The following is a 21,938-nucleotide window of genomic DNA, read 5'->3' as shown; positions in this document are numbered from 1 at the left end:
CCATGGTTGTGCGAATTCCCGCACAGAGAGGTGGCCCTGCTGTGCGGATTTCCGCACATTCTGCGCGTGCGCGAGACGCGGCCCGGGATGCGGTCTTGGGAATCAGCGCCCGTCATCTTTCCATAAATACTCAAATCCGACGCCCGCACCGGGCAGAGCCAGCGGCGCCGGGGCGTTGCACAGGCGCCGCGCGCCCTGCCCGCGTTTGATTAACCCGCAGCTGTCACATTGGGCCGGTCGCGACATCCGGGCCGTCTGACACACGGTCCACCGATCCGGGGCATCTGGCACATGCCCCGGCAGGAGACCGGCCCGCGCCCCGCAGCATGCAGGGTGCAGGCGTCCAGACAGCCATGGTTGACGGACATGGGCCCCGGCTGACACCCGCGCCCATCCCCCTCCGCCCATGCGCCCTAAGGGGCCATCCGGCGGCGCCGCCATTCACTGCCCTCGCCGCCCGATCAGGCGTGGCGAGAAACAGCGAAAGACACAGCAGACCGCGCTCAGCGGCGATAGTCCTCAGGCCGGATGCCATAACGCGCCAGCTTGTCATAAAACGTCTTGCGCGGCAGCTTCAGGGCTTTGGCCGCGGCAGAGGCATGGCCGTTCTGCCGCCCCAGCGCCGCTATGAGCAAGGACCGCTCGACCTGCGCCAGCTGCTCGGCCAGCCCCAGTTCCGCCGATTGCGCCGCCTCCTCCGGCATGCCGAGGACAAAACGCATGGCCGCCGACATCAGCGATCGCGCATTGCCCGGCCAATCCTGCGCCATCAGCGCCGCCAGATGGTCCGGTGGAATATCCGGTACGGCAATGCCCGCCTGCTCTGCCGCCTGCGCCACGTAATGGCTGAACAGCACCGGGATATCCTCGGGCCGCTCCGACAGCGCCGGAATGCGCACCCGCATCACGTCCAGCCGGTAGAACAGATCCGCCAGAAATCCGCCACGCGTCACTTCCTCGGCCAGATCCGCGACGGTTCCAACCAGAACCCGCGCCTCCACTCGCTGTTCCAGCGCCTCCAGCATGGCATATTGCGTCTCTTTCGGCAGGGCGGCGATTTCATCCAGGTAAAGCGATCCGCCCGCCGCCTCCCGGCACAGATCCGCAAACCCATCAGGGGTCAGCCCCGCCGCCGGGCGTTTCACAAAGGCGCCCTGACCACGCGGCGACATCAGGTGAATGACCTCCGCCACCTTGGAGATCCCGCCACCCGGTGCACCGGTCACCAGCACCTCGGCCCCGGTGGCCGCCACCGCGCGGGCACGGGCGCGCAGCTCCGCCACCTGCGCCGAGGTGCCAAAGATCATCCGCGCCGCCGCATCGCCGCTTTCCAGCCGCGACTTCAGTGCGCGGTTCTCCCGCACCAATGCCCGCGTCTTCAGCGCCCGGCGCACCACCGTCATCAGATCCGCAGTGGCGCAGGGTTTTTCGAGGAAATCAAACGCCCCCTCCGCCATCGCCTGCACCGCCATCGGGATGTCACCTTCGCCGGTCAGCAGGATCACCGGCAGATCACTGTCCACCTCTCGCACATAGCGCAACAGGTGAAACCCGTCGCGTCCCGGCATCCGCATATCCGACAGGATCACCCCGTCAAAATCGGGCGTGATCAGATCCTTGGCCGCCACAAAGGATCCCACCGTGATCGCGTCACACTCCGCCAGCTCCAGCGTCTGGCCAAGCGCCGCCCGCACCGCCGCATCATCGTCCACCACCAAGACACGATTGGTCATGCCACCTCATCCTGTTGTTGCGGCTCGGCACCTGCCTGCGCCCGCCAGCGGTCCAGCTCCACCGTGAATTCGGCGCCATCGCCGGTGTTGACGCCCCGGATATCGCCGCCAAAGCTCTGCACCAGCCCGTAAGAGATCGACAGACCCAGCCCCATGCCATCGGCGCTGCCAACCGCCTTGGTGGAATAAAATGGCTCAAAGATCTTCTCGGGTTCCTTCAGCCCCGGACCGATATCGCGCACCGTCACCGCCAGCCGCGCGGCAGCATCCCCGCCGCGGGTCTCAATCGCCATCCTGATCTCGCGGCGCTCCTGATCCAGCATCGCATCGGCGGCATTGTTGATCAGGTTCACAAACACCTGCGACAACCGCACCTCGCCGCCCCAGGCAAAGACCGGCTCCGCAGGCGGCTGCCAGACCAGCGCCACCCCGTCCTGCCGCAGCCGCTGCTCCGTCAGCTCGGCGGCGGTATTGATCACCTGCACCAGATCGACCCGGCCCATCGGTTCGTTTTCGTTGCGGGCAAAGGCACGCAGGTTCTTGATGATCCGCGCCATCCGACCGGCCATCTGCGCAATCCTGCCCAGGTTCTCGCCCGCCCGTTCCGGCTTGCCGCGCGCCACAAAAGCCTCGCCGTTCTCGGCATATTGCTGGATCGCCATCAGCGGCTGGTTCAGCTCATGGCTGATCCCCGCCGACATCTGCCCCAGCGCCGACAGCTTGCCCGCCTGCACCAGCTCCTCCTGCGCGCGTTTCAGCGCCGCCTCCGCCTCCTGACGTTCCTGCACCTCGCGGGTCAGCCGCATATTGGTGGCCGACAGCGCCCGCGTGCGCGCCTCGACCCGGCTTTCCAGCGCCGCATTGGCCTCCGCCAGTGTGCGCCGCCGTTCCAGCGCCAGCGCCAGCATCGTGCCCAGCGCCAGCACGATCGCCGCCATCGCCGCCGCCTGCAATCCTGCCAGACGCTGCGCCGGGGCCACATCCACCAGGATCTCCCCCACCATGCCGATCTGCGGCAGGTTCACCGCCTGATGCAGCGCCCGCTCCGGCAGATAGGGTGACCAGCGCAGATCCCAGATCTCATGCGGCCCTTCGAGCCAGGACCGAAGCGCCACCTGTCGCCCATCGGGCGGCGACAACCCCGGCCCGTCGGTGCTGCGCTGCCAGAACAACAGCTCCCGCCGGTTGGCAATGAACACCTCACCGCCCCGGTTGGTGAAAAACACCGCCGGCAGCGAGCCGCGCCAGGTCTGCTCAACATCCTCGACATCAGCCACCACCACCAAGGCACCGCGCACCCGGCCATCGCCGTCGAAATCAGGGGCCGCATAGACATAGGCCCGCCGCCCATCCGGTTGCAGCACATCATATCCGGTGCCCAGCGCCCCCTGCATCGCACGGTGGAAGTAGCGGCTCTGGGTCACATCGCGCCCCATCACCCCTTCGGCGGCCACAACCACCCGCCCTGCCCGGTCGACAAAGAACACATCCAGCGCCGCCGTCTTGTCCGCCACCTCGCGCAGCAGCCCCTGCGCCGCCGCCCGTGCCTCGGGGCGGTCCAGCCGCTTCAGCGTCGGGTGATCAGCCATCAGCACGGCAAGCTCCTGATAGACCTGCAATTGCGTGGTCACCCGGTCCGAGGCCAGCGCCAGATCCGCTGCACTGCGTTCGGCAAGCGAATCAAGCGCTTGGCGATAGCCCAGCCGGTAGACACCCGTTGCCACAGCCGCCACCGCCCCCAGAAGAAGCGCCAGAATGATCCAGCGATGTGCGTGAAACTGCGTCATTGGCCGCACAGTAGCAAAGCCCCCCTTGCATTGACCAGCCGCCTTGGCAAAAGCTGCGCAGATGAAGACATTGACCCAATCCCCCACCGACCCCGATTTTGTCCAATCCCCCTACGGTTTTTACGCCGAGGCCCGCGCGAACGGACATCTGCATTACTGGCAGGACTACAAAATGGTTGCGGCCTTCTCGCACCCGGCTGTTCATACCCTGCTGCGCGACCGCCGCTTTGGCCGCGAGATCCCGCCGGAGATGGCGCGCGAAAGCCCCGCCCATCTCGCCCCCTTCCTGCAGGTCGAGGCGCATTCGCTCCTGGATGCAGAGCCACCCCGCCACACCCGCCTGCGTCGCCTTGTCTTGCGCGCCTTCACCAGCCGCGAGATCAAGGCGCTGGCGCCCGGTCTCGAAACCCTCTGCCACGAGCTGATCGACGCCTTCCCTCAGGACGCGCCCTTTGACCTCCTGTCCACCTATTGCACTCAGGTCCCGGTGATCGCGATCTGCCGCCTGCTGGGCGTGCCCGAGGATATGGCGCCGCAGCTCCTGGACTGGTCGCACAAGATGGTCGCCATGTATCAGGCCTCCAAGACGGTCGAGACCGAACATGCCGCCGCGAAGGCCAGCCAGGAATTCATCGACTTCCTCACCGCCTATGTGGACGAACGCCGCAAGACCCCGGGCGAGGATCTGATCACCCGCCTCATCCAGGCCGAGGAGGACGGCGAAAGCCTCTCCACCGATGAGCTGATCGGCACCTGTATCCTGCTGCTCAATGCCGGGCACGAGGCCACGGTGCATTCACTGGGCAATGGCGTGAAAACCATACTGCAACAGGGCTGGGACACAAGCTGGCTTGCTCCCGACGGCATAGAAGGTCTGGTTGAGGAAATCCTGCGCTATGACCCGCCGCTGCATATGTTCACCCGCTACGCCTATGAAGAGGTCGAGATGTTCGGCCACACCTTCCAGCGCGGCGATGAGGTGGCGCTGCTGCTGGCGGCGGCCAACCGCGACCCCGAAATGCTGGAGGATCCCGAGCGCTTCGATCCCACGCGCCCGGCGAAGGTGAACACCTCCTTTGGCGCAGGGCTGCATTTCTGCGTCGGCGCGCCGCTGGCGCGGATGGAGATGCAGATCGCCCTGCCGATCCTGTTCGAGCGTTGCCCCGACCTGAAACTGGCCGCCGCGCCGGAGTATAACAACACCTACCATTTCCACGGGCTGACAGGCCTGATGGTTCAGGTCTGATCCCCCAACGTGGCGGGCCGGCGCGGCCTGCCACAACACCACCGCCCCCCTCAGGCTGGGCTTCGCGGCCGTCCAAAGATCAGCACCGCAGCAGCGACAACAGCCACAGCCGACGCGCAGCGGATCACGGTCTGAAAATCATAGGCCTGCGCAATCAGCCCGACCGCCGGGCCCGCCATCACCCCGCTCACCATCAGTGTATTCCAGTAAATCGCCGTCGCGCGGGCAGGTGTGTCAGGCGCAAAGGATTGTACATAGCTGATGCCAAGGCTGGCATAGAACCCGTAATACAGCCCCTCCAACGCCGCCCCCGCCAGCATCTGCGGAAAGCTCTGCACCGCCGCCAGCAGCTGGATCGTCACAACCGCCAGCCCGGTGACCGCCAGCAGCGCCCGCCACATGCCGATGCGCGCAATCACCCAAGGGGTGGAAAAGATCGCAATCACCTCGACAAAGGTCTTGATGCTAAAGGCAAACCCCGGCGCATAGCCTGGCAGCCCCACCTCTTCGACGTAAAAGATCGGCAAGGCGGAAAACGTCAGCGAATGCGCACTCGACAGGCAGAACACAAACCCGGCCGCCAGCCACAAACCCTGCGGCGCCACTGCGGTCTGGCCAGCGCTGTCCTGCGCGGGCGCACGGCCCGGCATCGCGGTGATGTCACGGGGCAGCGTAAACCACCATAAAGAGATCCAGACCATCGACACCGCAACAGCCATCACAAACACCGCCCGAAGACCAATCCCATCCGCAATCAGAAACGTGACAGCCGGGCCGATCATCCAGGCCGTTGAAGTCGTGGCCCGCATATGCGCATTGAACCGCACCCGCTCCACCTTGTGACGCTCGGCCAGACTGCCGCCCAGGCTGAACATGGTCGACACCGCGCTGGAACTGATCCCGAACCCTATAACACCCGCCGTCAGCACCACCCAGAGCGCGGGCAGCAGCGCCAGCGCTCCGGCCGCAAACACAAACCCCGCCGCGGCCAGTCCGATCAAGGGAAACACCCGCGCACCGGCATCGATGCGGCGGGCAAACTGCCGGTTGGCCACCAAGGTGAGGCTGATCGCCATCCCGGCATAAACGCTGATGATCCAGGGCTCATACCCCAAGCCCCTGACCAGAAAATAGCTCATGAAGGGCACAATCATGGCGGTGCAGATCGTGCCGCAGAACAACAGCAGCAGAAACAGCAGGCGTGCCGTCACCGCACCCACAGGTGCCGCGGAGGATGGGGAAATGGCCATGATCAAGTCAACTCAACTGCAAATGCCTCACCATTGCCGGAGCGCCCCCGCTGCGCAAGCCCAGCGTCCAGACTGGCTGCCCCGCCGCCCCGTCATCTTTCCAGAAATACTCCGGGGGATGTGACCTGCGCCGCAGGCGTGGGTCACAAAAAAGGGGGCAGCGCCCCCTTTCCTTTGCCACCATCTGACGACCGCGCTTATTCTTCTGCGATGGCTTCGAGCGGCAGCAGGGTGGTGGATTTGATCTCCTCCATCGACAGCAGGGCCGTGACATTATGCACCCGTACCTCGGAAATCAGCGCCTGATAGAAGTTGTCATAGGCACGGGCGTTCTTCACCCGCACCTTCAGGATATAGTCGATATCCCCCGCCAGCCGGTGCGCCTCCTGCACCTCCGGGCGATCCTGCAGCGCCTTCAGGAACTTCGCCTGCCACTCCGCCTCATGGGCCGAGGTGCGGATCAGCACAAAGAAACAGGCCTCAAACCCCAGCGCCTCGGCATCCAGCACCATGGTCTGCCGCCCGATGACGCCCGCCTCGCGCAGCTTGCGAATGCGATTCCACACCGGGGTCTTGGAACTGCCCACACGGCGGGCGATTTCATCCAGCGACTGGCCCGCATCGCGTTGCAGCTCCGCCAGAATTTTCCGGTCCGTGCCGTCGATCCGCACTGTCATTCCTGTTTTCTCCTTGTTTGGGGATCAACCCGCCTGCATCTGCCGCCAGCTGGAACAATCTTCCTTATTTGCCGCGCCATATAGCGGATAAGGGGGAATATTTCCTATATTCAGGGGTAAGTCAAACAAACCAGACGAGGCCCCAGATGACCGGTCCAGACACCAGAACGCCCCCTGCGCCGCTGCCGATGCCCGCGCAGGCCTGTGGCTCCGTCGCCGCGACGTCGCTGGTGGCAGGCGAGGTCGCCTTTGCCGGCTCCGGCCCCGGCGATCCTGACCTCCTGACGCTGAAGGTGGCGCGCGCGCTGTTGCAGGCGGATGTGATCCTCTTTGACCGTCTGGTCAGCGCCGAGATCATGGCCCTTGCAGGTCCGCAGGCCCAGCTGGAAGACGTCGGCAAGGAGGGGTTCGGCCCGCAGGTAAGCCAGGAGGAGATCTGCGCCCGCATGGTGGCCCATGCCCGCGCGGGCAAGAAGGTGCTGCGCCTGAAATCCGGCGATCCCACCGTCTATGGTCGTCTCGATGAGGAACTCACCGCCTGCGAAGCTGCCGGTGTCGCCTATCAGATCCTGCCGGGTATTACCGCCGCCTCCGCGGCCGTGGCCTCCATCGGCCAGAGCCTGACGCAGCGCGGGCGCAATGCCTCGGTGCGGTTTCTGACCGGCCACGACATGAAGGGCTTTGCCGATCACGACTGGGCCGCTCTCGCCCGTCCGGGTGAGGTTGCCGCCATCTACATGGGCAAGAAATCCGCGCGTTTCGTGCAGGGCCGCCTGATCATGCACGGTGCCGACCGCGCCACGCCGATGACCATTGTCGAAAATGCCTCGCGCGCCAATCAGCGGGTGATCGAAACCACGCTGGACCGCCTGCCCACCGATCTTGCCGCCGCCGAACTGACCGGCCCGGCGCTGACATTCCTCGGCCTTGCCCCGCGCGCCAGCGCCCAGGCCCTGACAGATTTAAAAATGGAGCTTGCCTGATGCCCCGCCCCTTTACCCCGAAAATCATCACCGCCAACGACCTGCTTGAGGGCGACGTGATCTATTTCACCGACACCAACGGCTGGAGCCGCGAGCTGAAAGAGGCCGAGCTGATCGAAGATGAGGCCGAAGCCCAGCTGCGCCTGCTCGAAGCGGAGAAAGACGCGCAGCATGTGGTGGGCATCTACCTGACCGATGCAAAAGCGGGGGCTGACGGCCCCGAACCCACCCATTTCCGTGAAGATTTCCGCCGCACCGGCCCATCCAACTATCGCCACGGCAAGCAGGAGGCCGCAGCAAATGTATAAGTACAACGATTTCGACACCGCGTTCCTCGCCGAACGCAACGCCCAGTTCCGCGCCCAGGTGGAGCGCCGCATTGACGGCTCTCTCACCGAGGATGAGTTCAAGCCGCTGCGCCTGATGAATGGTCTCTATCTGCAATTGCACGCCTATATGCTGCGGGTGGCGATCCCCTATGGCACGCTGAACTCTGACCAGATGCGCACCCTCGCGCTGCTGGCGGAGAAGTGGGACAAGGGCTATGGCCATTTCACCACCCGTCAGAACATCCAGTACAACTGGCCCAAGCTGCGCGATGTGCCCGATATGCTGGACGCGCTGGCCGAGGTTGGCCTGCACGCGATCCAGACCTCCGGCAATACCATCCGCAATGTGACCTCGGATCATTTCGCCGCTGCTGCCAAGGATGAGCTGACCGACCCGCGCCCCTATGCCGAGCTGATCCGCCAGTGGTCCACCGATCACCCGGAATTCCAGTTCCTGGGCCGCAAGTTCAAGATCGCCATCACCGGCAGCTCCAACGACCGCGCCGTGACCCGCGCGCATGACATCGGTCTGCGCATGGTCGAACGCGACGGCGTTGCCGGGTTTGAGGTGATCGTGGGCGGCGGCCTTGGCCGTACGCCGCTGATTGGCAAGGTGATCCGCGATTACCTGCCGCAGGCCGATCTGCTGCCCTATCTGGAATCCGTGCTGGCGGTCTACAACCTGCTGGGTCGGCGCGATAACAAATACAAAGCCCGCATCAAGATCACCGTACTGGAAAACGGCATCGACACCATCCGCGAGATGGTGGAGGAGCGGTTTGAAGAGCGTCGCAAGACCTTTGACGGCACCGATCAAGTGCTGCTGGAGGAGATCAAGGCGCATTTCACCCCGCCCAAACTGCGCGGCGGCAATCTGGAGACCTATCTGGCCGCCTATGATGCCGATCCGGTGTTCCGCTCCTGGGCGGATACCAATCTGGCCGAGCACCGCGATGACAACCACGCCATCGTCACCATCTCGATCAAGGCGCATGGCCAGACCCCCGGTGACGCCACCGCCGCGCAGATGCGGGCAATGGCGGATCTGGCAGAGCGGTTCGGCTATAACGAGCTGCGCATCAGCCATGAGCAGAACGTGATCCTGCCGCATGTGCATAAATCGGACCTGCCGGCCCTGCACGCCGCGCTGAAGGACCACGGGCTGGCCACCGCCAATGTCGGGCTGATCTCCGATATCATCGCCTGCCCCGGCATGGATTACTGCGCGCTGGCCACTGCCCGCTCGATCCCGGTGGCGCAGGAGATTGCCACCCGGTTTGAAGAACTGAAGCTGGAACATGAGGTGGGTCATCTCCAGATCAAGATTTCGGGCTGCATCAACGCCTGTGGTCACCACCATGTCGGCCACATCGGCATTCTTGGCCTCGACCGCGCCGGGGTGGAGAACTACCAGATCACCCTTGGTGGCGACGCGACAGAAACCGCCGCCATCGGCACCCGCACAGGCCCCGGTTTTGCCTATGATGAAATCGTGCCTGCGGTGGAACGGCTGATCACCGCCTATCTCTCTCTGCGCGACAGCGCCGAGGAAACCTTCCTCCAGACCTATCGTCGCGTCGGCATGGATCCGTTCAAGGCCGCGCTTTACCCCGAGGCCCAGAAAAAGGTTGCTTAGCACCATGGTCAATGCAGCGGCACTACCGACTGACACACACCAAGGCCCCAGCAGTGCGCATCAACTGGCACTGGCAACAAAGGTGGATGCGCTCAATGCGCGCTTTCGCCACCATTCTGCCACCGCGGTGATGGAAGGCGCGCTGAAGGATGCGGGCCATATCGCGCTGGTCTCCAGCTTTGGCGCGGAATCGGTCGTGCTGCTGCATATGGCGGCGGTGATCGACCCGATGACGCCGGTGGTCTTTGTCGATACCGAATTGTTGTTCACCGAAACGCTGGTCTACCAGCAGGAGGTGAGCGAGCGGCTGGGCCTGCGCAATGTGCAGGTGATCCGCGCCGCTGATATCCCCGAAAAAGACCCCTATGGCGCGCTGCGGTTCTCGGATACCGACGCCTGCTGCGCCCTGCGCAAGACGGCACCGCTGCAAAAGGCGCTGGCGGGGTTTGACGGCTGGATCACCGGGCGCAAGCGGTTCCAGGCAGGCACCCGTGCGGCGCTGGAGTTCTTCGAGGTGGAAGAGGCCGCCACCGGCCCCACCGGTCGGCTGAAGATCAACCCCCTCGCCCATTGGGCGCCGCAGGATGTGCGCGCCTATATGGATGAAAACAGATTGCCCCGTCACCCGCTGGTGGCCAAGGGCTACCCCTCAATCGGCTGCGCCCCCTGCACCTCGCCCGTCAAGGAAGGCGAAGATCCGCGGGCCGGGCGCTGGCGCAACCAAGACAAGGAAGAATGCGGCATCCACGTGGTGGATGGCAAATTCATTCGCACAGGAGCCTGATAGATGAGCGTGATTGTGACCGATACGGGCTTTGGCCCCGACAGCTGGACAGTGGGCTTTGACAGCGACACCGCCATTGAGATGCAGCCTGATGCCGACCCTTCGGCGCTGTCCAACCAGCTGCCGGGGCTGGAGATGATCCGTATTCATTTCCCCAGCTTTGCCGATGGCCGGGGCTTTACCCTTGCCCGGCGCCTGCGGCTGGCCGGCTACACCGGCCGTCTGCGCGCCTATGGCCATGTGCTGGCCGATCAATATGCGATGGCGCGGCGCTCCGGGTTTGACGAGGTGGAGATCAGCGACGATCTGGCCACCCGCCAGCCCGAGGACCAGTGGCTCGACCGTGCCAACTGGCAGGCGCATGACTATCAGGCCCGCCTGCGCGGCACCGCCGCGCGCTGAGCCAGCCCCCTTCCGCTTCATGGGACGACCCGCTGTCGGCCCGGCTCCCTTGCGCCCTGCGCGGAGCCGGTTTCGCAAAACAGGGGGTTTTCCTGACCTGTATCAAAGACTAATCAGAGGTGCCGGCTACTCCTCCGGCAGAGCAACCGATGAACGAGATGACCCCCGTGACTGAAGCTGTGACCGACATTGCCAACGATCCGAAACCGGCCAAAGCCGTACCGGCCCTGCCCGACGCCCAGACCGTGACCGAGGTCAAGCACTGGACGGATCGGCTGTTTTCCTTCCGCGTGACCCGGCCTGCCTCCCTGCGGTTCCGCTCGGGCGAGTTTGTGATGATCGGTCTGATGAACGATCCCGACCCCAAGACCGGTAAGGTGAAACCGCTGCTGCGCGCCTATTCCATCGCCTCGCCCAGCTGGGACGAGGAAATGGAATTCTACTCGATCAAGGTGCAGGACGGCCCGCTGACCTCGCGTTTGCAGCACATCAAGGTGGGCGATGAGATTATCCTGCGCCCCAAACCCGTCGGCACGCTGGTGCATGACGCGCTGGTCCCCGGCAAACGCATCTGGTTCTTTGCCACCGGCACCGGTTTTGCGCCCTTTGCCAGCCTGCTGCGGGAGCCGGAAACCTATGAGAAATTCGATGAGGTGATCATCACCCACACCTGCCGCGAAGTCGGGGAGCTGACCTATGGCGCCGAGCTGATCGAAAGCCTGAAGACCGATGAGCTGCTCAATGAGGTGATTGGCGAAGGCTTCTGGAAGAAGATCAAATATTACCCGACCACCACCCGCGAGGAGAGCCCCAAGATGGGCCGGATCACCGATCTGATGCGCTCGGGCGAGGCCTTTGCCGATCTTGGCGTGCCGCCGCTGAACCCCGAAAGCGACCGCGCGATGATCTGTGGCAACCTGGCGTTCAACCTCGAATTGAAGGACCTGTTTGAAAACACCTATGGTCTGGAAGAAGGTGCCAATTCCAAGCCTGCGCATTTCGTGGTGGAAAAAGCCTTCCTCGACTGATCCGCAGCGACGGCACTGATGTAAAAAGGCCCCCGCCAGAGTTTGGCGGGGGCCTTTGTCGTCTGGCACATCTGCCCGCGTTACTGCGGCAGCGCGTCCTTGATGCGTTTCAGCGTCGCTTCCAGCAGGGCCGGATTGTCACGCGCCTGACCCAGGGTGGTGACCAGCAGCGCCTTCTGTGTCGCCTCCATCGAGGAGTCCTCGATCATCGCGATCACCTTGTCATAGTCAAAGCCCGCAGGCGTCAGCAGCGCGTCTCTGGCGGCTTCGCCGTTCTCTTCAGCCGCGGCCGTTGCATCGGAGGCGCCATCCGCCACGCTGTCGCCTGCCGCCTCGGCGGTTTCGGCGGCGTCATTGGCAACATCCTCTGCCGCCTGGCCTGCCGCAGCTGCCGTATCGGCAACTGCATCACCTGCCGCCGCTGCCTCGTCACCCGCCGCATCCACAGCAGCCGCAGTGCTGTCCTGCAACTGATTGGCAGTGTCGGTGACACCTTCGGCAATCTCGTTCACGGTTTCCTCGGTCGCCTCGGCAACCGCTGCGGCCGCATCGCTCACGGCCTTTGCCGCCGCATCGACGGAGCTGTCGACAGCGCCTTCGACCTCTTCGGCGGCGGTGGCCACATCATTCTCGATTTCGGCAGCGACCTCTGCGGCAGTCTCACCGGCAGGTTCTGCCTCCGGTGTCACCACAACGGTTTCAGTCGCAGGCGCGCCGGTTTCGGGATCGGTCCCCATGGAGGAGACGTAGAAATATCCGCCCAATGCGACGGCTCCCACACCCAGGCCAATGACGATCGGTTTCATGATGGATCTCCTTATCTCTCCATATGCCCCGCAGCATGGCAAGGCTTATGGCTTAGCACTTGGGGCTAGGCGCCTGAAACTACAAGGGGAATAAATGGCAGGCGCCGCCATCGGCCAAACACCGCCAGTCTGGCCCACCCCGGCCTGCCGACATCAGCGCAAGGCAGAATTAACCCTTTGATGACGCTGTTCTGTGCAAACAAACCTTGAAAACAGCGGTATGCGCAGTCATACCCGCAATTGACTTGAATCGCAGGCCCGGGACCGTTACTTTCCGGGCACTTTTCCGAAGTGACAGAAGGATAGACGTCATAGCCCGCAGACCCCATAATGCGCCGCCGCAACGCGACACCGGCCCGCGCATCAACGAAAAAATCCGTGCTCCTGAGATTCGCCTGATCGGCGCTGAGGGGGAAAACGTTGGCGTGGTCCACCCCGCCAAGGCGATGCAGATGGCAGAAGAGGCCGGTCTCGATCTGGTCGAGATTTCGCCCAATGCCACCCCGCCCGTGTGCAAGATCATGGATTACGGCAAGTTCAAATATGAACAGCAGAAGCGGGAAAGCGAAGCACGCAAGAAGCAGAAGATCATCGAAGTCAAAGAGGTGAAGTTCCGTCCCAATACGGACACCCACGACTACGAAGTGAAGATGCGCAACGTGTACAAGTTCCTGGAAAACGGCGACAAGGTAAAGATCACCCTGCGCTTCCGTGGCCGCGAGATGGCCCACCAGAACCTGGGCCGCGACCTGCTGCTGCGTGTTGCAGAAGACATCAAGGAACTGGGCAAGGTCGAAAACATGCCCAAGATGGAAGGCCGTCAGATGATCATGATGATCGGCCCCCTGCCGCAGAAATAACCGCGATCACACGCGCGACCGTTCGAACCCCGCCCCAATCGGAGCGGGGTTTTTTCGTCGTCGCGGCAATGGCTTGCACCATTGGCGCCGATGATATTTTTTCGCGCCACACGGCTTAGATGTATTTTATGGTCACGTTTTATTTACGCCCGCAGCTTACCTGATAGAGGACGTTCGGTCGCCGCCGACAATAAAATCACCGCCAAATATGGAGCCTCCCTTGAAGCCTCTCAGCGACGTCCAAAACAGTGCCTTCATGGCCATCGCGCCCTGCCGCGCCGCCTCTCTCGCGCTGGTGGTGCTGGCCAATGAAGACACCCAGCACGCGCCCGACACGATGAAAGACCTGCTGGACCAGTCGGTGAGCCGGATCAGAGCCGCCTATGAGATGCTGACCAAGGGCCTGGACAAGCTGCTGGCCGAAAGCGAATACGAACTGCCCGAGGATCTCTGCCTGCAACGGAAGAAATCCATCGACGCGCTGACCCCTTTTGCCGAGGTGCTGAACACGAAATCGGATGCCGAGGTGCTGAAGCGGGTACGCGACATGCCCTCCCTCACGGCGCAGGCGCTGTACAAGGTCGAACCGGAGGTCTCCGCCTTTCTGATCGACATGACCAAAGACATGTTCGACGCGCAGAAAGCCCGCGACAGCGCCCGGGATGACGGGATGCGCGAAGCCATCGAAAACGCCGAAACCGTCGGCCGTCATATTCAGCTGATTGCCTTCAACGCCTCGATCGAGGCCGCACGCATCGGCGATCAGGGCAAGGGCTTTGCCGTCATCGCTTCGGAAATCCGCAACCTCTCTGGGCGCACCCAGACGCTGCTCGACACGATGTCCGGCTACCTGCGCGCCTGATAATCATCGCCGCCGGCAGTCAATACCGGCCCAGATAGCAACCAGATAGCAAACGGCCCCGGCAGATCGCCGGGGCCGTCTTGCCGTTTCGCGCTGATGGCTCAGGCCGCAGCCGCCACCGCCCGTTTGGTGATCACGCCGACCAGATGCGCGCGATAGGCCTTGCTGCCGTGCAGATCGCCGATCATGCCCTCTGCATCCACGCTCAGCCCCTCTATCGCAGCGGGCGCGAAATTCGCCGACAGCGCCGCCTCAGCCGCGCTCCAGCGGAACACGCCCTCCTCCGAGGCGCCGGTGACCGCCACCCGCACACCGTCAGAAAACCGCGCCACAAACACCCCCACAAGGGCAAAGCGCGAGGCAGGCTGGACGAATTTCTCGTAATGCGCCGCCTGCGGCACCGGCATGCGGATATTGGTGATGATCTCACCTTCCTCCAGCGCGGTGGTGAACAGCCCCTGAAAATAATCATCCGCCGCAATCTCGCGGGTGTTGGTCACGATCGTGGCCCCACTGGCCAGCGCCGCCGCCGGATAACAGGCGGACGGGTCGTTATTGGCCAGCGAGCCACCGATGGTGCCACGGTTGCGCACCGCCGGATCGCCGATATGGCCCGCCAGCGCCGACAGCGCCGGATAGCTCTTGGCGGTTGCCGCCTCGACCTCGGCATGGGTGGTGGCGCCGCCGATGGCGATGGCATCGCCATCCGGGCAGACACCGCGCATCTCGGCAATCCCGCTCAGGCTCACCAATGTGCTGGGCATCGCCAGCCGCTGCTTCAGCGTCGGAATCAGCGTCTGCCCGCCGCCCAGAGCCTGGGCATCCTCCGCACCCAGCGCCTTGACCGCATCCGCGATGGTTGCGGGTTTCTCGAATTCAAATTCATACATCTTCGCTTCCTTCCCAAAGAGCGCATGAGGCCCTTCTTCTGGCTAGAAATATCCCGGGGGTATGGGGGCAGCGCCCCCATGAGCCCTTAGCCGTTCATCGCCGCCCAGACCCGTGCAGGGCTCAGGGGCATGTCGATATGGGTGACATCCTTGCCTGCGGATTGCAGCGCGTCCACCACCGCATTGACCACCGAGGGCGGGGTGCCGATGGCGCCGGCCTCGCCGCAGCCCTTCACACCCAGCGGATTGTGGGTACAGGGCGTCTGGCAGGAATGATCGACCTTGTAGAACGGCAGATCATCGGCCCGTGGCATGGCGTAATCCATGAAGGAGGCGGACAGCAGCTGCCCGTCGTCATCATAGACACAGGCCTCCAGCAGCGCCTGACCGATGCCCTGACCAATGCCGCCATGCACCTGACCATCGACGATCATCGGATTGACGATATTGCCAAAGTCATCCGCCGCGGCAAAGCTTTCGATGGTGACCTTGCCGGTGTCGGGATCGACCTCCACCTCACAGGCATAGGCGCCCGAGGGATAGGTGAAATTCGCCGGATCATAGAACGCGGTTTCCTCCAGCCCCGGCTCGATATCCTCCAGCGGGTAGTTATGCGGCACATAGGCCGCAAGGGTCACATCGCCCCAGGCCAGCGACTTATCGGTGCCTGCGACGGTGAACTGGCCGTCCTTCAGTTCGATATCCGCGTCCGAGGCCTCAAGGATATGCGCGGCGATCTTCTTCGCCTTGGCGATGATCTTCTCGGTGGCACGGACCATCGCAGATCCCCCCACCGCCAGCGAGCGCGAGCCATAGGTGCCCATGCCCATCGGTGCCTTGTCGGTATCGCCATGTTCGATCTCGACCATATCCTCGGGGATGCCGATCATCTCGGCGATCACCTGTGGGAAAGACGTCTCATGCCCCTGCCCGTGGCTGTGGCTACCGGTCATGACAACGATGCCCCCGGTGGCATTGACCCGCACGGTCGCGCTCTCATAGAGGCCTGCACGGGCGCCAAGCTGCCCGACAAGGTTCGAGGGCGCGATGCCGCAGGCCTCGATATAGCAGTTCACCCCAAGGCCCCGCAGCTTGCCCTTGGCCTCGCTGGCGGCACGGCGCACGGCAAAGCCGCTGAGATCGGCGATCTCTTCCAGCTTGTCCATCGTGGCGTGGTAATCGCCGGTGTCATATTCCACCGCAACCGGTGTGGCATAGGGGAATTCGGTGATGAAGTTCTGGCGGCGCAGCGCGATCGGATCAACCCCCAGCTCACGCGCCGCCTTATCAATGACGCGCTCCAGCTGATAGGTCGCCTCCGGCCGACCCGCCCCGCGATAGGCGTCAACGGCAACGGTATTGGTGAACACCGCCTTCACATTCACATAGATCAGCGGCGTCTTATAATTGCCAGCCATCAGCGTGCCATGCAGCCAGGTCGGGACCGAGGGGGCAAAGGTCGACAGATACGCGCCCATATTGGCGTAGGTCTCGGTGCGCAGCGCGGTGAAATTGTTGTCGGCGTCCAGCGCCAGTTCGATCTTGGTCACGTGATCGCGGCCATGGGCATCGGACATAAACGCCTCGGACCGGGACGAGGTCCATTTCACCGCCCGGTTCAGAGCCTTGGCAGCAAAGGTGCAGAAGGCCTCTTCCGCGTAGTGGAAGATCTTGGAACCAAAACCCCCGCCCACATCCGGGGCGACCACGCGCAGCTTATGCTCGGGGATGCCCAGCACAAAGGCGCCCATCAGGAGACGGATCACATGCGGGTTCTGCGAGGTGGTATAAAGCGTGCTGTCGCCGGTGGCGCGGTTGAAATCCCCGACCGCCACGCGTGGCTCCATCGGGTTCGCGACCAGACGGTTGTTGACCAGCTCCAGCGTGGTGACATGGGCGGCGTCCTTGATCGCCTGATCCACCGCCTCGCGGTTATCCTCGACAAATCCCCAGTCATAACAGAGGTTTGAGGTCAAATCATCATGCACCTTTGTGGCGCCATCCTTGACCGCTTCTTTCATGTTGATGACGGCGGGCAGCTCTTCGATGTCGACCACAATCGCCTCGGCGGCATCACGCGCCTGTTCCGGGGTCTCGGCCACAACGGCGGCGATGGGATCGCCGACATGGCGCACCTTGCCCTGGGCCAGCACCGGATGGGCCGGTTCCTGCATCACCTCGCCAAAGCGGTCGGTCACCTGCCAGCCGCAGGGCAGCCCGCCGACACCTTCGAAGTCCGCGCCGGTGAAGATGCGCACAACGCCGGGCATGGCGGCTGCATCGGCGGTGTCGACCGAGGTCAGCCGACCATGGGCCACATCCGAGCGCAGGAAATGCACATAAGCCTGGCCGTTGAGATTAATGTCGTCCGTGTAATTGCCGGTTCCGGTCAGGAACCTGATGTCTTCGCGCCGTTTCGGGCTGGCGCCGATGCCGCTATCCTTTGGCATTGTCCAAATTTCCTCCCTGGACGGTCTGCGCAGAGGCAGACCTCTTGGTCATGCTGTGGTTCAGTCGTGGGTCCTTTTGCAGCTGCGGCGGGCGTTATTCAGCCGCCAGCGCAGAGATGTCCTGACCCGAGGCCGCCATGATCGCCTTCACGATATTGTGGTAGCCGGTGCAGCGGCACAGGTTGCCCTCAAGGTATTCGCGGATTTCCTGTTCGCTGGGTTTTGGATTGTCCTTCAACAGCGCGGCTGCGGACATCACCATGCCCGGCGTGCAGAAGCCGCATTGCAGCCCGTGGTGGTCCTGAAACGCCTGTTGAATGACGTTGAGCGTGCCATCGGGGGCGGCCTGCCCTTCGATGGTGGCGACATCTGCGCCCTCGGCTTCGGCCGCCAGCATGGTACAGGATTTCACCGCCTTGCCATCCACATGCACGACACAGGCGCCGCATTGGCTGGTGTCGCAGCCGACATGGGTGCCGGTCAGCCCCAGATCTTCTCGCAGGAAACTGGACAGCAGCGTGCGCCCTTCGACCTCTCCGCTGGCAGTCCGACCGTTTACGGTCATTGTGACTTTCACCATCAACTCCTCCCTTGGCTCGCAAAAACTCGCTGGCCGAAGTTAAGCACGGGGAGCTTGCCGGCGCGAAGCCCTAATCGCATCGCCACGACTAAAGTCGCAGGTGCAGCCGCAGGTCGGGGTCAGAGATCGCTGCGCCTTGGGCGGGGACGTGTGGGGATTTCCTTCAAGAGGCCGCCGACGCCCATGGCGGCGATATCGGCACTGCTGACCTCGATGCCGCAGACCAGCCGTTCCAGCACCCAATCCGCCCCATTGAGCGCAGGCGAGCGCGCACAGCCCGGCAGGCCCAGCACCGGCCGCCCGGACAGCTGGCCGAGAAACAGCAGGTTGCCGGGATCCACCGGCATTCCAAAGCGCAGAACCTCTCCGCCCGCCCGGCGCAGCGCCGAGGGCGCCACATCCAGGGGATCCGAGGTGGCCGAGGCGGTGAGGATCAGGATCAGATCGCTGTCATCGCCAAGGCTCGCAAGCGCGGCGGCCAGCTCCGCCTCGCGGTGCGGCACCACCTGCCGGGGCGCCATCGCCATGTCGAACCGGTCGAGCCGTCCGATCATCGCGGCGCGCCCCTTGTCCGGGGGCGTCTGCGCGCTGGTGCGCGTCTCGATCAAGGTGGCGCGGCGCAGCTGTGGCGGGATCAGGCGGATCGCCCCGGCCACATCGCGGGTGGCGGCCTTCAGCGCCTCATCCGGCACGGCGTAGGAGATGATCTTGGCGGTGGCGACCATGCCGCCGGGATCGGCGCGGTGGAAATCGGGCACCGTGGCCAGCGTGATCATCGGATCGACCGCATTCAGCGCGTTGATCCGTTCGGCATCGACCCGGATCAGACCGGGACCAAGCGCATGAAGGTTGACCCGCCCTGCCCCGGCACCGGAGATGCGCAGCCCCAATGCGGCAGGATCCGGCAACAGCGCCTCGGCCAGCCGCTCTGCGGCGCGGTCTTCGTGGATATCCCCCGGTTCCAGCTGCGCCACGGTCAGCGCGCGGTGGCCGGCGGCGGCAAGGTCAGCCAGATCCTGCGCTGCCAGTCTGGTGCCCTTGGCAATGCGGTGCTCAGCCCCCTGCAGCGAATGGGCCAGATAGCATCCCGACGCCTCATTGAGGGGCACCTCGCCAAAGATCATGGGCGCCGCCCCCGCAGAACCGCCGTCATCTCGGCGATGATCGACACGGCGATTTCCGCCGGGCCTGCGGCACCGATATCAAGCCCGATGGGACCGTGGATACGGGCGAGCGTCGCCTCGTCAAAACCAGCCTCCTGCATCCGTGCAATCCGTTTGGCATGGGTGCGCGTCGAACCGAGCGCGCCGATGTAGAAACAGTCCGAGCGCAGGGCGGCCTCCAGCGCGGGATCGTCAATTTTCGGATCATGAGTAAGCAGCACCACCGCGCTGCGCCCATCCAGACCAAGCTCGGCGATCGCCTCGTCGGGCCAGTCCTCGATCAGCCGTTCATTGGGGAACCGGGCCGCCGAGGCAAAGGCCGCGCGCGGGTCGAGGATGACCGGATCGTAGCCGGCAATCCGCGCCATCGGCACCAGCGCCTGGGTGATATGCACCGCCCCCACCGCGATCAGGCGCAGGGGCGGGTTGTGAACGGCGACAAAGGTCTTGCCGTCCTCTTCGACGCCGGAGCGGTCCATGCGTTTTCGCTCGGCGTGGGCGTCGGTCTCCAGCCGCCCGGCACCGCTGTCGAGATCAACCACATAGGCCAGGGCGCGGCGGGCCGCGCGGGCAGCGACCAGATCGGCCAGCGTCGCCTCTGACAGGGAGCCGCCCACCGGTTCGACCAGAATGCGGATGGTGCCGCCACAGGCCAGCCCGACCGCAAAGGCATCACCGTCGCTGACGCCGAATTCCAGAAGCTGATGCCGCCCCGAGGCGATCGCCTCCTGCGCGGCCAGGATCACCGCGCCTTCGACGCAGCCCCCCGAAACGGACCCTTCGATCCGGCCATCGCTGGCAACCGCCAGCTGCGCGCCGGCGCGGCGCGGCGCGGATCCCCAGGTTTCGACCACCGTCGCCAGCGCCGCCCCGCCGCCGGTTGCCCGGCCCGCGCGATACCACGCCAGGGCGGTTTCGGGGATGGCATCAAAACGCTCGATACTGGACGCGATGCTGGGCGCGATACTGGACATGGGCATCTGGAACCTCGGGGTTGCGGCGATTGCCGTATGTGGTCCATGGCAGGTGACATTCCGGCCGCAGACGGGACGCGCCGAGTCTAACGCCGCCGCCCCGCAAGCGGGATCAAAAACACGCGCGCAGCCCTGCGACTTTGGTCGCAGGATCAACACCCGTGCCGCTGTCGGATCTTACTTCAGCTTGGAGAGCTTGTCCTGCAACTCGGCCAGCTGCCGCTTGATATCGTCCAGCCCGTCGCCGTCTTCGCCGCTGTCACTGTCGCCGGATGATTTCGCAGCGCCGGGCCAGTTGCCGGAGAACCCGCCGGTCATTGCCTTCAGAAACGCCTGCTGCTGCGCCTTCATCGCCTCGAACCCGGGCATCTGCGCAATCGGGTTCATGGCGTTCATATTCTCGACCATCTTGCTCTGGTTTTCACGCAGCATCTCAAAGGAGCTTTGCAGGAACTGCGGCATCACCCCGCCACCGGGCACCATGTAGCTGCGCACCAGATCGTTCAGCACATTGACCGGCAGAATGTTCTCACCCCGGCTTTCGTGTTCGGCGATGATCTGCAGGAGATACTGGCGGGTCAGGTCGTCCCCGGTCTTGAGGTCAACGATCTGCACCTCACGCCCCTCGCGGATGAAACCGGCGATATCCTCCAGCGTGACATAGTCGCTGGTCTCCGTATTGTAGAGCCGTCGGCTGGCATATCGTTTGATCAACAAGGGTTTATCCTGATCCGACATGTCATTTCTCCCCAGACATGATGCATTGCAGCAAAGCCTATGCGAGCGCAGAACAAAAGGGAAGCGTTACGCCGGAACGCGCAACAAATGATCGTCGGATCCAATATCAGCGGGCTGGCCATCGCGGGCGGCCCCAGGCGGTCTGTGGCGCCAATGAAAAAGGGGCAGGTCCGGTGACCTGCCCCCTTCGGTGCAAAGAGATTTCATTGGGAGGAGTGCAAAACCCCTTTGCGGATGCGCTCAGCGCTTACTTTGCTGCGGCTTTTTTCGCAGCGGAGGTCACGTCGTTGGTGGCCTTCTTAACGGCGGCGGACGCTTCTTCGGACATGTCCTTGCCAGCCGACATCAGCAGCTCAACGGTGTCCATCTGAACCTTTTTCGCAACTTCGGCGAAGGCGGCCATGTTCTCGGCGGCAACTTCAGCGGAGGCGGAGGCGAAATCGGTTGCTGCCTTGGCATAGTCAGCAGGCTCGGCCTGTGCCTTGGAGACGTCGCTCAGCTTGGTCAGGGTTTCCTTGGCCCAGCTGTTGGAAATCTCGGCGGATTTCTCGGCAGCCTGCAGGGCAACCTGGGACAGTTTTTCGTTCAGGGCTGCGGTCGATTTGAACGCATCTTCCATCGCGGTTGTGTCAACCGGGAATGCACCCATCATGTCTTTCATCATCGCGGTAAAATCTTGGGTCTTAGCCATTGTACTGGTTCCTCTTGGTTACGCGGCCAGAACGTTCTGCCGCCTTCGCATGACCCCAATATTGTTTCT

General features: G+C 63.7%; 21 protein-coding genes. 9 read left to right on the top strand and 12 right to left on the bottom strand.

From position 1 onward, the window contains the following. Nucleotides 1-503: 503 nt before the first annotated feature. Both VWZ85_RS02715 and VWZ85_RS02710 read right to left on the bottom strand, forming a co-directional pair. A complete protein-coding gene (locus tag VWZ85_RS02715; protein ID WP_340545957.1) occupies nucleotides 504-1,733 on the bottom strand; it encodes a sigma-54-dependent transcriptional regulator in 1,230 nt (409 codons plus the stop codon). After that, nucleotides 1,730-3,520, bottom strand: coding sequence for a sensor histidine kinase (locus VWZ85_RS02710; protein WP_416587013.1), 1,791 nt, complete (start codon nucleotides 3,518-3,520; stop codon nucleotides 1,730-1,732). The genes VWZ85_RS02715 and VWZ85_RS02710 overlap by 4 nt, the downstream gene beginning before the upstream one ends. Nucleotides 3,521-3,581: 61 nt before the next feature. On the opposite strand from VWZ85_RS02710, the gene VWZ85_RS02705 reads away from it, so the two are divergent. Further along, nucleotides 3,582-4,766 (top strand): cytochrome P450, encoded by a 1,185-nt coding sequence (locus VWZ85_RS02705; protein ID WP_416587011.1) that lies wholly within the window; start codon nucleotides 3,582-3,584, stop codon nucleotides 4,764-4,766. 50 nt (nucleotides 4,767-4,816) lie between these two features. Here the strand turns inward: VWZ85_RS02705 and VWZ85_RS02700 are convergent, their stop codons facing one another. Both VWZ85_RS02700 and VWZ85_RS02695 read right to left on the bottom strand, forming a co-directional pair. After that, on the bottom strand, nucleotides 4,817-6,016 hold the full coding sequence (locus tag VWZ85_RS02700; RefSeq protein ID WP_416587009.1) for an MFS transporter: 1,200 nt from the start codon (nucleotides 6,014-6,016) through the stop codon (nucleotides 4,817-4,819). A 197-nt stretch (nucleotides 6,017-6,213) separates the two neighbouring features. After that, nucleotides 6,214-6,693 carry an Lrp/AsnC family transcriptional regulator gene (locus VWZ85_RS02695; protein WP_340545961.1) on the bottom strand — a complete coding sequence of 160 codons (480 nt, stop codon included), beginning with the start codon at nucleotides 6,691-6,693 and terminating at the stop codon, nucleotides 6,214-6,216. 146 nt (nucleotides 6,694-6,839) lie between these two features. Here VWZ85_RS02695 and cobA point away from each other — a divergent pair, with 146 nt between their 5' ends. From cobA to VWZ85_RS02665, 6 genes are all read left to right on the top strand, one after another. Continuing rightward, nucleotides 6,840-7,676, top strand: coding sequence for a uroporphyrinogen-III C-methyltransferase (gene cobA / locus VWZ85_RS02690; RefSeq protein WP_416542107.1), 837 nt, complete (start codon nucleotides 6,840-6,842; stop codon nucleotides 7,674-7,676). After that, nucleotides 7,676-7,984 (top strand): DUF2849 domain-containing protein, encoded by a 309-nt coding sequence (locus VWZ85_RS02685; protein ID WP_260081637.1) that lies wholly within the window; start codon nucleotides 7,676-7,678, stop codon nucleotides 7,982-7,984. The genes cobA and VWZ85_RS02685 overlap by 1 nt, the downstream gene beginning before the upstream one ends. Next, on the top strand, nucleotides 7,977-9,641 hold the full coding sequence (locus tag VWZ85_RS02680; protein WP_340545963.1) for a nitrite/sulfite reductase: 1,665 nt from the start codon (nucleotides 7,977-7,979) through the stop codon (nucleotides 9,639-9,641). Before VWZ85_RS02685 ends, VWZ85_RS02680 begins: the two co-directional genes overlap by 8 nt. A 4-nt stretch (nucleotides 9,642-9,645) precedes the next feature. After that, nucleotides 9,646-10,425, top strand: coding sequence for a phosphoadenylyl-sulfate reductase (locus VWZ85_RS02675; RefSeq protein WP_416587008.1), 780 nt, complete (start codon nucleotides 9,646-9,648; stop codon nucleotides 10,423-10,425). A gap of 3 nt (nucleotides 10,426-10,428) precedes the next feature. Continuing rightward, the gene (locus tag VWZ85_RS02670) at nucleotides 10,429-10,827 is read left to right on the top strand and encodes a DUF934 domain-containing protein (RefSeq protein ID WP_416587007.1); all 399 of its coding nucleotides are present in this window, start codon (nucleotides 10,429-10,431) and stop codon (nucleotides 10,825-10,827) included. Nucleotides 10,828-10,976: 149 nt separating this feature from the next. Continuing rightward, nucleotides 10,977-11,855: a ferredoxin--NADP reductase gene (locus tag VWZ85_RS02665; RefSeq protein ID WP_340545966.1), complete on the top strand. Its 879-nt coding sequence runs from the start codon at nucleotides 10,977-10,979 to the stop codon at nucleotides 11,853-11,855. An 80-nt stretch (nucleotides 11,856-11,935) separates the two neighbouring features. On the opposite strand, the gene VWZ85_RS02660 is transcribed toward VWZ85_RS02665, so the two are convergent. Next, nucleotides 11,936-12,661 (bottom strand): hypothetical protein, encoded by a 726-nt coding sequence (locus VWZ85_RS02660; RefSeq protein WP_416546260.1) that lies wholly within the window; start codon nucleotides 12,659-12,661, stop codon nucleotides 11,936-11,938. A 311-nt stretch (nucleotides 12,662-12,972) separates the two neighbouring features. On the opposite strand from VWZ85_RS02660, the gene infC reads away from it, so the two are divergent. Together infC and VWZ85_RS02650 are read left to right on the top strand one after the other, a co-directional pair. Then, nucleotides 12,973-13,521, top strand: a complete 549-nt coding sequence (gene infC / locus VWZ85_RS02655) for a translation initiation factor IF-3 (RefSeq protein WP_374015615.1) — start codon at nucleotides 12,973-12,975, stop codon at nucleotides 13,519-13,521. A 220-nt stretch (nucleotides 13,522-13,741) separates the two neighbouring features. Further along, nucleotides 13,742-14,383, top strand: coding sequence for a methyl-accepting chemotaxis protein (locus tag VWZ85_RS02650; protein WP_416587004.1), 642 nt, complete (start codon nucleotides 13,742-13,744; stop codon nucleotides 14,381-14,383). Between the two features lie 101 nt (nucleotides 14,384-14,484). On the opposite strand, the gene VWZ85_RS02645 is transcribed toward VWZ85_RS02650, so the two are convergent. From VWZ85_RS02645 to VWZ85_RS02615, 7 genes are all read right to left on the bottom strand, one after another. Next, on the bottom strand, nucleotides 14,485-15,273 hold the full coding sequence (locus tag VWZ85_RS02645) for an FAD binding domain-containing protein (protein WP_416538998.1): 789 nt from the start codon (nucleotides 15,271-15,273) through the stop codon (nucleotides 14,485-14,487). 86 nt (nucleotides 15,274-15,359) lie between these two features. Further along, nucleotides 15,360-17,723 (bottom strand): xanthine dehydrogenase family protein molybdopterin-binding subunit, encoded by a 2,364-nt coding sequence (locus VWZ85_RS02640; RefSeq protein ID WP_416587001.1) that lies wholly within the window; start codon nucleotides 17,721-17,723, stop codon nucleotides 15,360-15,362. A 94-nt stretch (nucleotides 17,724-17,817) separates the two neighbouring features. Next, the gene (locus tag VWZ85_RS02635; protein WP_340545972.1) at nucleotides 17,818-18,303 is read right to left on the bottom strand and encodes a (2Fe-2S)-binding protein; all 486 of its coding nucleotides are present in this window, start codon (nucleotides 18,301-18,303) and stop codon (nucleotides 17,818-17,820) included. Between the two features lie 119 nt (nucleotides 18,304-18,422). After that, the gene (locus VWZ85_RS02630) at nucleotides 18,423-19,427 is read right to left on the bottom strand and encodes a molybdopterin-binding protein (RefSeq protein WP_416586998.1); all 1,005 of its coding nucleotides are present in this window, start codon (nucleotides 19,425-19,427) and stop codon (nucleotides 18,423-18,425) included. Then, the gene (locus tag VWZ85_RS02625) at nucleotides 19,424-20,440 is read right to left on the bottom strand and encodes an XdhC family protein (RefSeq protein ID WP_416546264.1); all 1,017 of its coding nucleotides are present in this window, start codon (nucleotides 20,438-20,440) and stop codon (nucleotides 19,424-19,426) included. The genes VWZ85_RS02630 and VWZ85_RS02625 overlap by 4 nt, the downstream gene beginning before the upstream one ends. Nucleotides 20,441-20,617: 177 nt before the next feature. Beyond that, nucleotides 20,618-21,178: a polyhydroxyalkanoate synthesis repressor PhaR gene (gene phaR, locus VWZ85_RS02620; RefSeq protein WP_340545975.1), complete on the bottom strand. Its 561-nt coding sequence runs from the start codon at nucleotides 21,176-21,178 to the stop codon at nucleotides 20,618-20,620. 247 nt (nucleotides 21,179-21,425) lie between these two features. Then, entirely contained in the window at nucleotides 21,426-21,869 is a 444-nt protein-coding gene (locus tag VWZ85_RS02615) for a phasin, PhaP (protein WP_340545976.1), read from the bottom strand. Between the last annotated feature and the right edge of the window lie 69 nt (nucleotides 21,870-21,938).

It is taken from the genome of Phaeobacter sp. JH20_29 (assembly GCF_048056175.1).
Taxonomy (GTDB): domain Bacteria; phylum Pseudomonadota; class Alphaproteobacteria; order Rhodobacterales; family Rhodobacteraceae; genus Phaeobacter; species Phaeobacter bryozoorum.
The sequence above is the reverse complement of the archived record's forward strand: the minus strand, read 5'-3'. Positions and strand labels throughout refer to the sequence as shown.

What these genes read in the sequence shown, in the direction of transcription:
- VWZ85_RS02710 (WP_416587013.1), bottom strand. Translation starts at nt 3,520, where the DNA reads ATGACGCAGTTTCACGCACATCGCTGGATCATTCTGGCGCTTCTTCTG.
- VWZ85_RS02715 (WP_340545957.1), bottom strand. Translation starts at nt 1,733, where the DNA reads ATGACCAATCGTGTCTTGGTGGTGGACGATGATGCGGCGGTGCGGGCG.
- VWZ85_RS02695 (WP_340545961.1), bottom strand. Translation starts at nt 6,693, where the DNA reads ATGACAGTGCGGATCGACGGCACGGACCGGAAAATTCTGGCGGAGCTG.
- VWZ85_RS02645 (WP_416538998.1), bottom strand. Translation starts at nt 15,273, where the DNA reads ATGTATGAATTTGAATTCGAGAAACCCGCAACCATCGCGGATGCGGTC.
- VWZ85_RS02640 (WP_416587001.1), bottom strand. Translation starts at nt 17,723, where the DNA reads ATGCCAAAGGATAGCGGCATCGGCGCCAGCCCGAAACGGCGCGAAGAC.
- VWZ85_RS02625 (WP_416546264.1), bottom strand. Translation starts at nt 20,440, where the DNA reads ATGTCCAGTATCGCGCCCAGCATCGCGTCCAGTATCGAGCGTTTTGAT.
- cobA (WP_416542107.1), top strand. Translation starts at nt 6,840, where the DNA reads ATGACCGGTCCAGACACCAGAACGCCCCCTGCGCCGCTGCCGATGCCC.
- VWZ85_RS02700 (WP_416587009.1), bottom strand. Translation starts at nt 6,016, where the DNA reads ATGGCCATTTCCCCATCCTCCGCGGCACCTGTGGGTGCGGTGACGGCA.
- phaR (WP_340545975.1), bottom strand. Translation starts at nt 21,178, where the DNA reads ATGTCGGATCAGGATAAACCCTTGTTGATCAAACGATATGCCAGCCGA.
- VWZ85_RS02665 (WP_340545966.1), top strand. Translation starts at nt 10,977, where the DNA reads ATGAACGAGATGACCCCCGTGACTGAAGCTGTGACCGACATTGCCAAC.
- VWZ85_RS02635 (WP_340545972.1), bottom strand. Translation starts at nt 18,303, where the DNA reads ATGGTGAAAGTCACAATGACCGTAAACGGTCGGACTGCCAGCGGAGAG.
- VWZ85_RS02660 (WP_416546260.1), bottom strand. Translation starts at nt 12,661, where the DNA reads ATGAAACCGATCGTCATTGGCCTGGGTGTGGGAGCCGTCGCATTGGGC.
- VWZ85_RS02685 (WP_260081637.1), top strand. Translation starts at nt 7,676, where the DNA reads ATGCCCCGCCCCTTTACCCCGAAAATCATCACCGCCAACGACCTGCTT.
- VWZ85_RS02615 (WP_340545976.1), bottom strand. Translation starts at nt 21,869, where the DNA reads ATGGCTAAGACCCAAGATTTTACCGCGATGATGAAAGACATGATGGGT.
- VWZ85_RS02675 (WP_416587008.1), top strand. Translation starts at nt 9,646, where the DNA reads ATGGTCAATGCAGCGGCACTACCGACTGACACACACCAAGGCCCCAGC.
- VWZ85_RS02705 (WP_416587011.1), top strand. Translation starts at nt 3,582, where the DNA reads ATGAAGACATTGACCCAATCCCCCACCGACCCCGATTTTGTCCAATCC.
- VWZ85_RS02680 (WP_340545963.1), top strand. Translation starts at nt 7,977, where the DNA reads ATGTATAAGTACAACGATTTCGACACCGCGTTCCTCGCCGAACGCAAC.
- VWZ85_RS02670 (WP_416587007.1), top strand. Translation starts at nt 10,429, where the DNA reads ATGAGCGTGATTGTGACCGATACGGGCTTTGGCCCCGACAGCTGGACA.
- VWZ85_RS02630 (WP_416586998.1), bottom strand. Translation starts at nt 19,427, where the DNA reads ATGATCTTTGGCGAGGTGCCCCTCAATGAGGCGTCGGGATGCTATCTG.